This is a genomic window from Pseudomonas sp. PDM01 (assembly GCF_014852325.1).
GTDB classification, from domain to species: domain Bacteria; phylum Pseudomonadota; class Gammaproteobacteria; order Pseudomonadales; family Pseudomonadaceae; genus Aquipseudomonas; species Aquipseudomonas migulae.
This window is the reverse complement of sequence record NZ_JACVBK010000003.1, coordinates 67,322-82,312: the sequence shown is the minus strand read 5'-3', so window position 1 is coordinate 82,312 and position 14,991 is coordinate 67,322. Positions and strand designations below refer to the sequence as shown.

Here is a 14,991-nt window from a genome sequence, read left to right as displayed (position 1 = left end):
TCTGGCAGTTACGGATTGTGTGCGTGCACTTGCACGCCGCCCGGTGCGGTTTTCTGCACCGAGACTTCGACCGTCACATCACCGGACTTTTCGAAATGCATCGTCAGCGGGAACCGCTTGCCGTCGCTCAGCAGGCTGCGGTCTTTCAGGTCCAGTAGCATCACGTGGTACGCCATCGGTGCAAACGTGACGTCGCCGCCAGCCGGGATTTCGACGGTTGGCACCTGCTGCATTTTCATCAGATCGTTCTGCATCACGTGCTCGTGCAACTGGGCGATGCCCGCAATCGGCGAGTCGACGCTGAGCAGTTTGTCGGCGGTTTTGCCGGGGTTTTGAATCACGAAGTAAGCCGCAACGGTCGGCGCGTTCGGTGGCAATTCCTGTGACCACGGATGAGCGATTTGCAGTTCGCCAGCCTTGTATTCATGGGCATTGGCAAAGCAGGCAGGTAGCAGCAATGCAGCCAGAACGATGAGTTTGTTCAACATGGCAGTTCTCCAGAACGATTCAAAACGCAGGTCAATTGCGAGAAGGAATCACACCAGAGGGGATGCGCGGGGGTTGAGATTCGGCCATTGCTGGCGCGGAGTGGGAGTGTCGAGAGCGGTGGCGGGCAGGCTTCGATGGGACTCGAAACGCGCGAAATACAACTGCGGCACATGCCCGGGCAACGCCACCAACGGCGCAGAACCGGAACAGCACCAGCAATGCTGCATGTTGGAATGAACGTCGTTCTGCGGCGCTTTCTGATCAAGCGTCCCCAGAGAAATCGCCACCATCTTCGTGCCGGTGGACGAGCAGAAACTGCCCCACAACACCTGTTCGGCCGGCGATTTCGCCGTCTGCGCCATCGCTCCGGTCATCGGCATGGCGAGCATGTTGAACAGCACTGCGAAGCAGGCTATCCAGGCAATTGCGAGCCGTTGTCGGGACATGGGACAGATCCGGTTGGGTGGGAGATCAGGCGCGGCTATTTAGCCTGATCAGTGCCGATAAGTAAAAACGCGGCCTGCGGTTTGGTGTCGCAGCGCAATCAGATCGCAGAGGCATGCAGGCGTAGGCCCAAGGCTTTCATAACCTTCATGATAGTCGCGAATTCCGGATTGCCAGTGCCGCTCAATGCTTTGTACAAGCTTTCACGACCCAAACCTGCATCACGCGCAACCTGTGTCATGCCCTGTGCTCTGGCTATATCGTTGAGTGCCGCGCGTATCAGAACGCCGTCGCCAGCATCTTCTTCAAAGCATGCATCCAGATAAGCCGCCATTTCTTCCGGCGACTTGAGGAATTCCGCGGCATCGAAACGAGTGAATTGTTCGGTCATGATTTACTCCTCATTACCGATGTTTTGCGCCATTTGGATAGCACGTTTGATATCTCGTTTTTGAGTCGACTTGTCGCCCCCCACCAAAAGCAAATAAACCACTTCGCCTCGGCGAGTGAAGTACATCCTGTAGCCGGGGCCGTGATGAACACGCATTTCATAGACAGATTCGCCTACAGGTTCGCAATCGCCAAAATTTCCATGTTCGGCAGCTCGGAGTCTGGCGATGATCCGAACCTTTCCAATGGTGTCTTTCAGTGAGTAGAGCCAATCTGCAAATGCTCTGGATTGTTCGAAGTCGATCATGGCTGATCGTATTCCTTGGGATACACATTGGCAAGCAACGCTTTCCTCTACTTGTGGTTGGTCGTTCCCCAAGAATCGAGTCGTTGTGCTTGATAGGATTTAAGGAATGCGAATATAGGATTAGGGCTATAGGAGGTACAGTCGGCTCTTTCCTAGAGTGTTGCGGGCAAAATGACAAGGCTATGCAGGTGTTAGGAAAGGTCTGACACAGATAAGGCACTTAGCACATCACCCACACTCCCAAACTCCCGCTCCACCCCAACCAACACCGGCCGCTTCAACACCAGCACCGGCACTCCTCGCTCCCGCGCCACTTCGAGTTTCGGCTCGGTGGCGGTGCTGCCGCTGTTTTTGCTGATCAGCACATCGATCTGCCGGCGCTCGAACAACTCACGTTCATCCTCAATCGGAAACGGCCCGCGTGCGCCGATCACTTCGCAGCGCTCGTTGCCCGGATAAACGTCCAGGGCGCGCAACGTCCAGAATTGCTGCGCAGGGATTTCATGCAGGTGTTGCAAGGGTTCGCGGCCGAGGGTGAACAGTGGTCGGTGGAACGGTTTGAGTGCTTCGATCAGCTCGGCCCAGTCACTGACTTCGCGCCAGTCATCCCCGGCTTGTGGTTGCCAGGCCGGGCGGCGAAGTGCCCAGCAGGGGATGCCGGACACTTGAGCGGCGGTCGCGGCGTTCTGGCTGATTTGCGCAGCGTAGGGATGAGTCGCGTCCAGCAGCAGATCGATCCCTTCGTCGCGGATGAACTGCGCCAGGCCGTCCGCGCCGCCATACCCACCAACGCGAACCCGACAGGTCAGATCGGTCGGCACACGACCGACGCCGGCCAGGCTGTAGATGTGTTCCGGCCCCAGCGTGCGGGCGATGGCCAGCGCTTCCGTCACACCGCCGAGCAGCAATAGGCGTTTCATTGAAAAGCTCCTGCGTGGCCGACAATCCCGCCTTGTCGATCGATGGCAAACACTTCGACCTGAACCTGCGCCGGCACCACACTGCGGGCAAAATCCAGTGCGTGCCGGCATACCGCGTCGCCGAGTGCGATGCCGGCGGCGCTGGCCATGGCCAAGGCCTGTTGACTGGTGTTGGCTTCACGTATTGCCTGCTGCAGCGCTTCGTCCGCGCCGACCGCCGCAGCCCATTCGGCCAGTTGCGGCAGGTCGATGCTCGAATGCCGACTGTGCAGATCCATGTGCCCGGCCGCCAGTTTGCTGATCTTGCCGAAACCACCACAAATGCTGAGTTTGGCCACCGGCACTTTGCGCAGGTGTTTGAGCACCGCACCGACGAAGTCGCCCATTTCGATCAGGGCGATTTCCGGCAGGTCGTAGACTCGGCGCATGGTGTCTTCGCTGGCGTTGCCAGTGCATGCTGCGATGTGCAGGTAACCGTTGGTTTTCGCCACGTCGATGCCCTGATGGATCGAGGCAATGTATGCCGCACAGGAAAACGGCCGGACGATGCCGCTGGTGCCGAGAATCGACAGACCACCGAGAATGCCCAGCCGAGGGTTCATGGTTTTCAACGCCAGCGCCTCGCCGCCTTCGACGTTTACCGTGACTTCGAAACCGCCGTGGTAATCGAGCTCTTGCGCGAGTGAGGTCAAATGATCGCTGATCATCTTGCGCGGCACTGGGTTGATCGCCGGCTCGCCGACGCCCAGCACCAGGCCCGGTCGGGTCACGGTGCCGACACCACGACCGGCACAGAAACGAATGCCCGGTTCTGCGCTCAGTCGCACTCGGGAATAGAGCAGCGCGCCGTGGGTCACGTCCGGATCGTCCCCCGCATCCTTGATCGTTCCTGCTTCGGCGCCGTCATCCAGCAACCGGCAGAATTCCAGGCGCATCTGCACGCGCTTGCCTTTGGGCAGGACGATGTCCACGGCGTCTGCACTCGTTCCGCCGAGCAGCAATCGAGCGGCCGCCAGGCTGGTGGCGGTGGCGCAGCTGCCGGTGGTCAGGCCGCTGCGCAGCGGTGCGGGTTGTTCGGCGGTTTCGTCACGCATCGAAAGGTTTGACCACGTCCAGCAAAGTAATCGGCAAGGCCTGGCGCCAGGTATCGAAGTCGCCCAGCGGTTGCGCCTGGGCGATATGAATACGCGTCAGCTCGCCGCCGTGTTGCTCCCGCCAGGCCATCAGGGTCATTTCACTTTGTAGCGTGACCGCGTTGGCGATCAGTCGGCCACCGGGTTTGAGCCCTGCCCAGCAAGTGTCCAGCACACCTTCGCGGGTGACGCCGCCACCGATGAAGATCGCGTCCGGGCGCTCCAGACCTGTGAGTGCTTGCGGCGCACTGCCGCGAACCAATTGCAGGCCGGGCACGCCGAGCGCGTCACGGTTGTGCTCGATCAACAGTTGCCGACCTTCATCGGCCTCGATCGCCAGCGCCCGGCAACCCGGATGGGCGCGCATCCACTCGATGCCGATCGAGCCGCTGCCGGCGCCAACGTCCCACAACAGTTCACCGGGAACCGGGGCCAGGCGCGCGAGGGTGATTGCACGCACATCGCGCTTGGTCAGTTGACCGTCGTGCCTGAACGCCGAATCCGGCAGGCCGGCCAGTCGCGAAAGGCGCGGCGTGTCGGGGTCAGCGATGCACTCGATGGCGATCAGGTTGAGGTCGGCGATTGCCGGGTCGGCCCAGTCGTTGGCGACACCGTCGATGCGTCGCTCAGCCTCGCCACCCAAATGTTCCAGCACGCTCAGGCGGCTCGGCCCGAAACCACGTTCGCGCAACAACGCCGCTATTGCGGCGGGGCTTTGCCCATCGTTGCTGAGCACCAGCAAGCGAACACCGCTGAACAACTGCGCGTTAAGCGCCGCGACCGGGCGAGCGACCACCGACAGCGTGACCACATCCTGCAACGGCCAGCCCATTCGCGCGGCCGCCAGAGAGCAGGAAGAGGGCGCCGGCAGGATCAGCATTTCCGCGCTGGGCAATTGCCGGGCGAGGCTGGCGCCGACACCGAAGAACATCGGATCGCCGCTGGCCAGCACGCACACCGGCTCACCCCGCAAGGCCAACAACGCATCGAGGGAGAACGGCGTCGGCCAGAGTTTGCGTTCGCCACGGATGCAGGGCGGCAGCAGGTCCAGTTGCCGCTGACTGCCGAAGATCTTCGAGGCAGCCAGCAACGCATGCCGGGCATTCCTGCCCAAACCCTTGAAGCCGTCTTCACCAATGCCTGTCACGGTCAGCCAGCGTGCCATGTGTGATCTCTATTCATCTGCATAAAGCGGCACATGATAACGCGGCAGACGCGGAGGCGAGTAATAGAATGTTTTAAGTTGGTTTGATTAGTCTGTAGCTGGTCGTAGTTAAGTTATGTAGTTTGAATATTCATGCACTCATTTGATAATGGTTGAAAGGAATTGACTATGGTTATTGATAAAACAGGGAGCCTGGACTTGATGGCTTATTCCGATGCGTTCAACCGAGACTTCGCGCCACGGCAAACAAAGAACTCTCGACTTTACGCCTCTCAGGATCAGCAAGGCGCTGCCGGGTCGCTATTGGGCGGCAACCTGGTCAGCACGGCCAGAGGCGTGTCGCGTCAGGACAAGCGTGACGTCAACTCCAGCGTGCGCTATGCGCAGTGGTATGCGAGTCAGCAGCGCAATAGGGACACAGATCCTCAAGGCTGGTTTTCCTTGTTTGCCGTGGTGTTATGGGACTTGGGTTGGGAAATTGACGAACGCAGGGTTGTCGAGAAAAGTTACAGTCACTTTGCAGGAAAAGTAACTCAGATTTATTTGAACAGAATTTCCGGCGTTAATAGTCAGATGGCGGTAGTTACAAAAAACATGTTTGATTCATTGTTGGCTAATTCGTCGGCGCTTTGGTCATTGGCCACCGAAAGTCTGCGTGGCAGGGAGTTTTCCATTGCCCCCGCTGAATACGACAAACAAGGGAAATTATCACTGGACCTGAATGACTTTTCGCTTCGGGCGCTGGCGCAACGGGAAGATTTTCTGTTTTGGGACTGGAAGGAGGGCAACGTGACGCTCACGCATCGAGCCGCCCCTTTCACCCTGAACAGGGCACGCTTCGATAAAGTCCGCCCGGAGTTGAACGATCGGCTCGACCGGATCGCTGACGCCATTTTCGAGTTTTACTCAGAGCGCCTGTGAGGGACGCCGCCTGATGGATTCAAGGTCGGAGCAAATGCGACACGCGGTCTTATGATGCTGCGCGGCAAAGCAGGCATAATACCGCTCGCCTCCGACGGGGGGCGCTCCCACTTCAGATCCGGTCATCCCTTTGAACGAACTCCCTATGTCCCGCGCTTTACGCCCCTCGGCCTGTCCGGGGCTGCTGCGTATCGTCCAGGCCAGAGACGGCGGTATCTGCCGGATAAAACTGGCCGGTGGCACCCTCACTTCCGAGCAGGCCAACGCTGTCGCCGAAGGTGCACAGCGTTATGCCGGCTCAGTGATCGAGGCCACTAACCGGGCCAACCTGCAGATTCGCGGCATCGTCAAAGAGCAGGAAGCGTTGATCGAAAGTCTGCTCGCCGCAGGCCTTGGCCCTTCGCATGCGGCGGGCGACGATGTGCGTAATCTGATGCTGAGCCCGAGCGCGGGTATCGATCGGCAGATGCTGTTCGACACCCGTGAATTGGCCACACAGATCCTCGCCACCTTGCAGGGGCAAGAACGCTTTCACGACCTCAGCGCCAAATTCGCCGTGCAACTGGATGGCGGTGAACGCCTGGCGATGCTCGAACACCCCCACGATCTGTGGTTGTCCGCGGTCGAGCGAGAGGGCGAGCGATGGCTGGCTTTCGGTCTGGCGGGATGCCCCACCGATCAACCGGCCGGTCGTGTTCCGCTGGAAGATGGCCACGCGCTGGTGGTCGCCGTGCTGGAGCTTTTCCTGGAGCTGGCGGGGCCTGAACACACGCGGATGCGCCACTTGCTGGTCGACGTCCCTCAAGCCGAATTTCTCGCTCGCCTCGCCGGGCGACTGCCTTTCCAGCCCGTTAGCATCTGGCAACGTTCAGTCAGTAACGAGGTGCTGCACATTGGCGCGCACCCGCAGGCGCAAGCCGGTCATGTCTATGTCGGGGGCGTGCCGCCTCTCGGACGACTCGATAGCACCATGCTTCGGGGCGCCGCTCGACTGGCGCAGGAATACGGCGATGCAACGCTGCGGTTCACGCCATGGCAAAGCCTGTTGTTGCCGAACATTCACCACGACAACGCCGATGAAGTCATCCGCCGCCTGCACGCGTTGGGCCTGGTCTGCGATGCCGGTCAGGCCTTGTCGCGGTTGATTGCCTGCACTGGCTCGACGGGCTGCGCCAAGGGCCTGGCCGATACCAAGCAGGACGCTCTGCAACTGGCCGCGTTGCTGCAACGCCATGGCCAGCTGCTGAGCGTGCATCTGAGCGGTTGCCCGCGTTCCTGTGCCGCCGCGCACAGTGCGCCGGTCACTTTGCTGGCCGTCACCCCCGGTCATTACGACCTCTATTTTCGCGAAGCGGGGCAGCCGGGTTTCGGCGCCCTGCACGCACGCAACCTTACTATTGAAGCGGTCGACGCCTTGCTCGACGCCCGCTCACGGAGCCCCCTTGATGCTTGATTACATCCGCGACGGTCAGGAGATCTATCGCAACTCCTTCGCGATCATTCGTGCCGAGGCCAACCTCGAGCGAATCCCGGCCGATCTGGAAAAACTCGCGGTGCGGGTGATACACGCCTGCGGCATGGTCGATGCGATTGACGGCCTGCAATTTTCGGAAGGCGCGGGCAAGGCCGGGCGCGATGCTTTGGCCGCCGGTGCACCGATCCTGTGTGATGCGCGGATGGTCTCCGAAGGCGTGACCCGCACGCGTTTGCCGGCGAACAATGAAGTCATCTGCACCCTGCGCGATGAAAGCGTTCCGGAGCTTGCCCGTGAGCTGGGCAACACCCGTTCCGCCGCCGCGCTGGAACTGTGGCGCCCGCACCTGGAAGGTAGCGTGGTGGTGATTGGCAACGCGCCGACCGCACTGTTTTATCTGCTGGAAATGCTCGACGCCGGGGCGCCGAAACCGGCGCTGATCCTTGGCTTCCCTGTGGGCTTCGTCGGTGCCGCCGAATCCAAGGCCGCACTCGCCGCCGACAGTCGCGGTGTGCCGTTTGTCATCATGCAAGGCCGGCTGGGCGGTAGCGCCATGGCAGCCGCCGCCGTCAATGCCCTCGCCACGGAGATCGAATGATGCAGCAACCTGGACGTTTGATCGGCCTCGGCGTCGGCCCCGGTGATCCGGAACTGATTACCGTCAAGGCCCTGCGCCTGCTGCGCGAATCGCCGGTGGTGGCGTACTTCGTTGCCAAGGGCAAAAAGGGCAACGCCTTCGGCATCATCGAAGCGCATTTGCAGGACGCTCAGACCCTGCTGCCGCTGGTGTATCCGGTGACCACCGAAGCCTTGCCGGCACCGCTTTCCTATGAACAGGTGATCAGCGATTTCTACGATGCGGCCGGCGAAGAACTCGCCGCGCACATGGATGCAGGCCGAGACGTGGCGGTGATCTGCGAAGGCGATCCGTTCTTCTACGGTTCCTACATGTACCTGCACGATCGCCTGGCCGAGCGATATGAGGCCGAAGTCGTGCCCGGTGTCTGTTCGATGCTCGGCGGCGCTTCGGTACTTGGCGCGCCGTTGGTGTATCGCAATCAGAGCCTGTCGGTGCTGTCCGGCGTGTTGCCGCACGACGACCTCAAGCGGCGTCTCGCCGATGCGGATGCGGCGGTGATCATGAAGTTGGGGCGCAACTTTCCCAAAGTCCGTCAGGTGCTGGAAGAACTCGGGTTGGCCGAGCGTGCGCTGTACGTCGAACGCGCGACCATGGCCAATCAGAAAATCGTGCCGCTGGATCAGGTCGAGCCGATGTCCTCGCCGTACTTCTCGCTGATCATCGTTCCGGGTGAAAGGTGGCAAGGCTGATGACTCGTCCAGTTCCGGCGATTGTCATTCTTGGCAATGGCAGCCTCGCGACCGCGCGCAAGATTCAGCAGGTGTACCCGGGCGCGTTGATCCACGGTCTGGCCGAGCGGGTCGAGGGCGCGGACCGCATCTATCACGAGTTCGGCGCGACCCTGCGTGAGCTCTATCAGCAGGACACGCCGATCATTGCCCTGTGCGCCGCTGGCATTGTGATTCGCACTCTGGCGCCGTTGCTGCTGGAAAAGGGCGCCGAGCCACCGGTGCTGGCCGTTGCTGAAGACGGCAGCGCAGTGGTGCCGTTGCTGGGCGGTCTGGGCGGCGTGAACGTGCTGGCGCGAGAAATTGCGGCTGCACTGGACGTCGCGGCGGCGATCACCACCAGTGGCGAATTGCGCTTCGGCACCTGCCTGCTCAATCCACCCAGCGGTTATGCCCTGGGCGATCTCGGACTGGGCAAGCGCTTCGTTTCCGATTTGCTGGCCGGTGAAACGGTGCGCATCGAAGGCGCGGCCCCGTGGTTGGCGCAGGCGCAGTTGCCCGAGGACCCGCAGGCGCGGCTGGCCGTTCACGTCGGTCATGCCGAGCGTACGCCGGCGGCCAACGAGCTGTTGATCTATCCGCGCAACGTGTTGGTGGCCGTCGGTACCGGCGTGGCCGATCTGCCGAGTGCGATTCGCGAGGCGTTGCATCAGGCAAAAATCGCCGTGCAATCGGTGGCCTGTCTGCTGGCCGCCGATAGCGAAATGTCGAGTGCGGCGCTGCGTGAAGCGGCGCTTGAGCTGGGCGTGCCGCTGCGTTTTGGCAACGATGTCGGCGCAGTCAGTGAGCTGGCACGCAACGCCCTCGGTCAGTCTGTGAAGATCTTCGGCGACGACACCCTTGCTATCGCAGTGGCCGAGCAACCTCTGGACCCATTGTCGATCGGTCGTCCTCGCGGTCGCTTGGCGGTGATCGGCCTTGGCCCTGGTGCTGCCGAGCTGATGGTGCCGGCGGTCAAGGCCGAACTGGCGCGCGCCAATGATGTGCTCGGTTACGAAACCTATGTGCGCATGGCCGGCCCGTTCCGTGCGGATCAAGTCATGCATTGCACCGACAACCGCGAAGAGATGCAGCGTGCGCGCCACGCATTTGAACTGGCGGCGCAAGGACGGTCGGTGGTGGTGGTTTCTTCCGGTGATCCGGGAGTGTTCGCCATGGCGGCTGCGGTGCTCGAAGCACTTCACGAGTCCAGCGATGCCGCGTGGCACAACGTCGATCTGGAAATTCTGCCGGGGGTTTCTGCTTCACTGGCGACGGCGGCTCAAGCCGGTGCGCCGCTGGGGCATGACTTCTGTGTGTTGTCGCTGTCGGACAACCTCAAGCCATGGGAGATCATCGAGAAGCGTCTGGACCTTGCATCACAGGCCGACCTCGCCTTGGCGTTCTACAACCCGATTTCACGCTCCCGTCCATGGCAACTTGGCCGGGCGCTGGAGATCGTCGCGCGATACCGCACACCTGCGACGCCGGTGGTGTTGGGGCGTGACATCGGTCGCCCAGGACAGACACTGCGAGTGACGACGCTTGGCCAGTTGACCCCGGACCAGGTGGATATGCGCACCATGGTCCTGGTGGGTTCGTCTACGACCTGCGTGTTTTCGCGTATGGGTGGTGGTGACTGGGTGTACACGCCGCGTTGGTATGGAGAAAAGCCTGCCACCTGAAGCGTTGCGCTTCGCTAAAAAAAGCCACGGCCGGGTTTGCACTCGATTTGCCGTGGCTTTTTCTTTGCGCTGTCGTAAAAAACATTCGCCGTAGGGTGTAGGTTAATTCCTGAATGAATAGAGGGTATTTATCTTCTAGCGCTTTTGGTGAGTCGGATTATTTACCTTTCTGCGTAAGTTGAGTTCTTGTTTTTTAATGGGGCGTGCAGGCGTGTGCGGATCTATTGGGTTTTACTGTTATTTGGTTTTTATTGATTTGTTGTAATTAATTATGGTTCGTTACATCTCGATATTTTCAGGTTGTTTTGTTGTTTTTTTATAAGTCCGGGCGCTGTTGAATCTGTCGGGTGGGTGCGATAGTTTTTCGACGGAGCCAGTTCGGCTTTTATATATATTTGAATTTAAGGTTTATAAGATGAATAAAATGAATGAAGCAGAAGCCAGTTTATATTTCGATCAATGTCTTGAGCAATGTCGAGTCAAACTTGAACTTGCCGGTCCGAAAATCCAGGCGCGCTCTGCAGTAAAGTTGCCGATTGATCGGGATGAATTGAATGCCGCCATCATGGGCAGTGGCATCGTTGGTTTTCTGGAGGGGATGTCGAGGCGTAACAAACGCATTGTAAAAAACACCTACGCCTATGCCGATATTGCCTCAAAACTTCTATTTCCGGGGAAGGCAGAGAAGGTTGCTCGCTACGAGTGCTTTAAAAAATTGCTGTTTGCCACGGGCTGGACTGAGTATCACAGTGCGTTCACTCAGTACAAGTCAAGTACTGCCAAGTTGACGATGGATAATGTTGCGCTGGATATTGTTTATTCTGTCGCCGGTGGCGTTGCGGGTTCTGCTGGGGGCGCGTTGAAAGTTGTAGCGGAAAAAACCATTGAGGCGCTGAAAAAGCAACCTGATGCGGTCAAGCTATTTGAACGTCATGCTGTCGAATCCAGTGGTGCGAACTTCGGTGTGTCTGTGTGCAAACAAGACGAAGACGCTGAAGTTACGATGGCCGTAGGCACAGTGCGTTACGACTCATCGGTCAACAATACCAAAGTTATTTTTGTCGAATGGAACAGCTCTGACGTTGAGATGTATCAAGGTAAAGCGCTCTTTACCATTCATGAGGAGGACTTGCGCAAAGAGGCTGAGTGCATCAAATACCTCGACGATCTTCGCGAGGCTGTGTTCATGGAGTTTTCGCCTGTTTAAAAGAACCGGGTTGCCAGAGGCATCAAGCCTCTGGCATTCCATCGTCCTACGGCACCAGATACCCTTTCACACCGGTGAAAATGATCTGCGCCGCCAGTGCACACACAAACAACCCCATCAGGCGACTGACAATCTGCAAGCCCTGGTCGCCGAGAATGCGTTCGATGCGGTTCGACAGGTAAAGCACCACACCGACGGTAAAGCTGGCCAGGGCAATGCTGAGGATGGCGGTGAGCTTGTCATCCCAGTGGGGCTGGCTCACGCCCATCACCAGCAAGGCGCCGATGGTGCCGGGGCCGACGGTCAGGGGGATGGTCAGCGGGACGATGGTGACGTCCTGCTGCACGTTATCGGTCTGGACCGCCGACTTGCCTTGGGCCATGCCCAGTGCCGAGATAAACAGCACGCTGCCGGCACCGATGCGGAACGCATCCACGGTAATGCCGAAAACACTGAAAATGTACCGTCCGAACAAGTACAGCAAGACACTGGAAATCAGTGTGGCCGTTGCCACTTTCCAGGCCAGCCGCCGTTGTTCCTTGCGCGAATAACCGCGGGTCAGGCTGATGAAACAGGACAACACGAAGAACGGGCTGTAGAGCACCAGCATCTTCAGGTAAACGCTGAACAACACGTGGAGCATGATGCAGGCTCACTGGCGAGAGAAGTCGTGGGGGAGTCTATCAGGCGTTGCAGGGTCTGTCGGCTCAGGACGGTTGTGTTGCCGTCCGTTGCTGCTGATCGCGCTGGGCAACCCAATGTTCGATCAGCTCGCGCAACTGCGACAGCTCGACCGGTTTGGCCATGTGGCCGTCCATGCCGGCCTGACGTGCGCGCTCTTTATGCTCGGCGAGGATGTGTGCGGTCAATGCCACCACGGGGGTGCGAATCCGCTGGTTGCCAACTTCCCAGGCACGCAATTGCTGGGTGGCCGAGAAACCGTCGAGGATCGGCATTTCACAATCCATCAGCACCAGGTCGTAACGTTGGGCTTTCATTGCTTGCAAGGCTTCTTCGCCATTGCTGGCGGTGTCCGGTTGCAGGTTGAGTTTGCCCAGCATGCCGCGAATCACCTTGGTCGAGATGCTGTTGTCTTCGGCCACCAGAATGCGGAAGTCGCTGGGAACCTTGACCGGCAAGGTCGGGCCGGTGGATGGGAACTGCGATACCGCGAGGCCCTTGTTGCGTTGATTCAGTTCATCCGCCAGCGTGGTCTTCAAGGTGTAGCCGGCCACCGGTTTGGCGAGGATGCGCTTGATCCCGGAGTTACGCGCGATGATCTTGCTCGGCGCATTGCTGATGCCCGTGAGCATGATCAGCAGGATGTCGTGGTTCAGGCTCGGGTCTTCCTTGATCTTGGCCGCCAGTTGCATGCCGGTCATGCCGGGCATGTTCTGGTCCAGCAGGACCACATCGAAGTAATCGCGCAGGTGAGCCTTGGTGCGAAGCAGCGCCAGGGCTTCCTTGCCGGACGGGACCGCGCTGACATTCAGGCCCCAGGCACTGCACTGCTGCACCAGTACCTTGCGGCAAGTGTCGTTGTCGTCCACCACCAATACCCGTGCGCCCTGCAGCGGGCCATCGAGGTCGGACGTCGGGTGTTCGAGGCGGTCGGGGTCCAGCGGCAAGGTCAGCCATAAGGTGCTGCCCTGGCTGGCGCCGCTCTTGATGCCGAACTCCCCTTGCATCAGGCGAATCAACTGACGGGCGATCACCAGCCCCAGGTTGCCGCCCAGGCGGGTGGTCGAGAGGAAGTTCTTGCTGTGCAGTTCGGCGTGCATCAGCGCGTCGCGTTCTTCGGCATCCATCGGCTCGCCGCTGTCTTGTACGGCAATGCGCAAACGCGGTTTGGCCGTGCGCTCGTCGAGGGCGACGACAATCAGGATCTCGCCTTCGTCGGTTTTCTTCAGGGCGTTTTCCAGCAGGCTCAGCAGCGTCTGGCGCAGGCGCGTCGGGTCACCGCTGATGACCCGCGGCACTTGTGGCTGGATAAAGCTGATCAGCTCGACGTTCTGCTGTTCGGCCTTGGCGCGGAAGATACTCAGGCAGTCTTCGATCAGTGCATTGAGATCGAACTGCACATCGTCGAGCTCGATTTGCCCGGATTCGAGCTTGGAGATGTCGAGAATCTCGTTGATCAGGGTCAGCAGTTCGTTGCCGGCGCTGTGAATGGTTTGCACATAATCGCGCTGCTTGACCGAGAGTGGCGTGCCCAACAACAGCTCGGTCATGCCCAGAACGCCATTCATCGGGGTACGGATTTCATGACTGATCTTCGCCAGGAATTCGGCCTTGGCATTGATCTCGGCGTTGCTGGCGGCCAGATCGCGGCTGACGCTGAAACGGTCTTCGGTGATGCTGCGCTGGCGTTCGCTCAGGGCAATGCTCATCAACAGGCCACTGATGCAAATGAACACCAGCAGGGCAATGATCAGGCCTTGCGGTTCTACCAGTGTCAGGCCGAGCAGCGCCGGCAGGATAATCAACGTGCCGACGTTGAACACCACCATGGCGGCCACGAACAGCCGGGCCGGGCGATAGCCTTTTTGCCAGTGCCAGGCGCTGACGAACAACATGGTGAGCCCCGCGAGGGCGACCAGCGCGTAGGTGATGATGTTCAGCGGTAGCGTGTTGACGAACAACAGCAACAGACCGCAAGCCACAATGAACAGGATGTCGCCCAGCAGCAGCTTGTTCAGCGGGTGCGGGCCGAGCGGGGCGAAGAAACGGTAGGCGAACATCAGCCCGCACGGTGCGGTCAGCAGCAGGGCGAGGTAAGCGCCCGGGGTTTGCACCGCATGCCAGTCCGACAGCCATGGGCCCGCGAGATTCAGCAGCAGCGCCAGGCTGATCATCAGCAGCGCTTCACAACCTGCCAGCCACAGGCTGCTGCGCGACCGGGTGTAAGCGTAACGGATCAGGTTGTGCAGGATCAGCATCCCGATGCATCCGAACAGCAGACCGTAAATCAGCGTCTGGCTCTGATTGGCTGCGGTCATGATTGCCGATTGCAGGGTGATGTAAGGCCGCATCTGGTGGTCGGACACCAGGCGCAGATAGACGTCGAGGGGTTTGTCGCTTTGCGGCAACGGCAACATGAAGTCGCTGTTGGGTAACGGCCGTTCTGCCTGAGGCTGTTCGGTGCCGGTGTTCAATTGCTCGATCAGCTTGTCGCCGTCCAGCACATAAAGATTGAGGTGCGACAGGTCGGGAGCGAACACCCGCAGCAACTGCTCATGTTTGCCGGGTGCCAGCCTGAAGCGCAGCCAGAGTGCACCACCGGGCTCGGCCGCGGTGAGGCGTTCGAGTTCGATGGGGCTGAATTGATTGGTGAAACGAGCGGAACGGATGTCGCTGAGTTGCAGGTCGCCCTGTTCGTCAAGCAATAGCGCCCAGCCACTGCCTTGCGCGGCCTGGGCCGGAAGCATGCAGAGCAGCGTCAGCAGCGTGACTGTGAAACCTATGGCAATCCTGAGCCAGCGCACGGCGAAATCCCTTCGTAGGTTGAT

15 protein-coding genes are annotated in these 14,991 nt (G+C 59.8%); 6 read left to right on the top strand and 9 right to left on the bottom strand.

Going from position 1 to position 14,991, the window contains the following annotated elements; all coding sequences use genetic code 11:
* Positions 1-8: 8 nt before the first annotated feature.
* The 7 genes from IB246_RS08390 to IB246_RS08360 form a co-directional block, all read right to left on the bottom strand.
* The gene (locus tag IB246_RS08390; protein ID WP_008038709.1) at positions 9-488 is read right to left on the bottom strand and encodes a copper chaperone PCu(A)C; all 480 of its coding nucleotides are present in this window, start codon (positions 486-488) and stop codon (positions 9-11) included.
* Positions 489-536: 48 nt separating this feature from the next.
* Entirely contained in the window at positions 537-935 is a 399-nt protein-coding gene (locus IB246_RS08385) for a DUF2946 domain-containing protein (RefSeq protein WP_008038710.1), read from the bottom strand.
* Positions 936-1,033: 98 nt separating this feature from the next.
* Positions 1,034-1,324, bottom strand: coding sequence for an addiction module antidote protein (locus IB246_RS08380; RefSeq protein WP_008038711.1), 291 nt, complete (start codon positions 1,322-1,324; stop codon positions 1,034-1,036).
* A gap of 3 nt (positions 1,325-1,327) precedes the next feature.
* On the bottom strand, positions 1,328-1,630 hold the full coding sequence (locus IB246_RS08375) for a type II toxin-antitoxin system RelE/ParE family toxin (protein WP_008038712.1): 303 nt from the start codon (positions 1,628-1,630) through the stop codon (positions 1,328-1,330).
* 191 nt (positions 1,631-1,821) lie between these two features.
* Positions 1,822-2,550: a cobalt-precorrin-6A reductase gene (locus IB246_RS08370; protein ID WP_008038713.1), complete on the bottom strand. Its 729-nt coding sequence runs from the start codon at positions 2,548-2,550 to the stop codon at positions 1,822-1,824.
* The gene (locus IB246_RS08365; protein ID WP_008038714.1) at positions 2,547-3,644 is read right to left on the bottom strand and encodes a cobalt-precorrin-5B (C(1))-methyltransferase; all 1,098 of its coding nucleotides are present in this window, start codon (positions 3,642-3,644) and stop codon (positions 2,547-2,549) included. Before IB246_RS08365 ends, IB246_RS08370 begins: the two co-directional genes overlap by 4 nt.
* On the bottom strand, positions 3,637-4,848 hold the full coding sequence (locus IB246_RS08360; RefSeq protein ID WP_008038715.1) for a bifunctional cobalt-precorrin-7 (C(5))-methyltransferase/cobalt-precorrin-6B (C(15))-methyltransferase: 1,212 nt from the start codon (positions 4,846-4,848) through the stop codon (positions 3,637-3,639). Before IB246_RS08360 ends, IB246_RS08365 begins: the two co-directional genes overlap by 8 nt.
* 168 nt (positions 4,849-5,016) lie before the next feature.
* Between IB246_RS08360 and IB246_RS08355 the strand changes: the two genes are divergently transcribed.
* The 6 genes from IB246_RS08355 (at position 5,017) to IB246_RS08330 (ending at position 11,482) form a co-directional block, all read left to right on the top strand.
* A complete protein-coding gene (locus tag IB246_RS08355) occupies positions 5,017-5,769 on the top strand; it encodes a hypothetical protein (RefSeq protein ID WP_008038716.1) in 753 nt (250 codons plus the stop codon).
* Between the two features lie 145 nt (positions 5,770-5,914).
* A complete protein-coding gene (gene cobG / locus IB246_RS08350) occupies positions 5,915-7,222 on the top strand; it encodes a precorrin-3B synthase (protein ID WP_008038717.1) in 1,308 nt (435 codons plus the stop codon).
* Entirely contained in the window at positions 7,215-7,841 is a 627-nt protein-coding gene (locus IB246_RS08345; RefSeq protein ID WP_008038718.1) for a precorrin-8X methylmutase, read from the top strand. Before cobG ends, IB246_RS08345 begins: the two co-directional genes overlap by 8 nt.
* Positions 7,841-8,572, top strand: a complete 732-nt coding sequence (locus tag IB246_RS08340) for a precorrin-2 C(20)-methyltransferase (protein ID WP_032832463.1) — start codon at positions 7,841-7,843, stop codon at positions 8,570-8,572. Before IB246_RS08345 ends, IB246_RS08340 begins: the two co-directional genes overlap by 1 nt.
* Positions 8,572-10,275, top strand: coding sequence for a precorrin-3B C(17)-methyltransferase (cobJ, locus tag IB246_RS08335; RefSeq protein ID WP_008038720.1), 1,704 nt, complete (start codon positions 8,572-8,574; stop codon positions 10,273-10,275). The genes IB246_RS08340 and cobJ overlap by 1 nt, the downstream gene beginning before the upstream one ends.
* A 415-nt stretch (positions 10,276-10,690) precedes the next feature.
* The gene (locus tag IB246_RS08330) at positions 10,691-11,482 is read left to right on the top strand and encodes a hypothetical protein (protein ID WP_008038721.1); all 792 of its coding nucleotides are present in this window, start codon (positions 10,691-10,693) and stop codon (positions 11,480-11,482) included.
* Positions 11,483-11,528: 46 nt separating this feature from the next.
* On the opposite strand, the gene IB246_RS08325 is transcribed toward IB246_RS08330, so the two are convergent.
* The gene (locus tag IB246_RS08325; protein ID WP_008031249.1) at positions 11,529-12,125 is read right to left on the bottom strand and encodes a MarC family protein; all 597 of its coding nucleotides are present in this window, start codon (positions 12,123-12,125) and stop codon (positions 11,529-11,531) included.
* 64 nt (positions 12,126-12,189) lie between these two features.
* Complete coding sequence (locus IB246_RS08320; protein ID WP_008038722.1) at positions 12,190-14,967, bottom strand: hybrid sensor histidine kinase/response regulator; 2,778 nt, start codon at positions 14,965-14,967, stop codon at positions 12,190-12,192.
* Between the last annotated feature and the right edge of the window lie 24 nt (positions 14,968-14,991).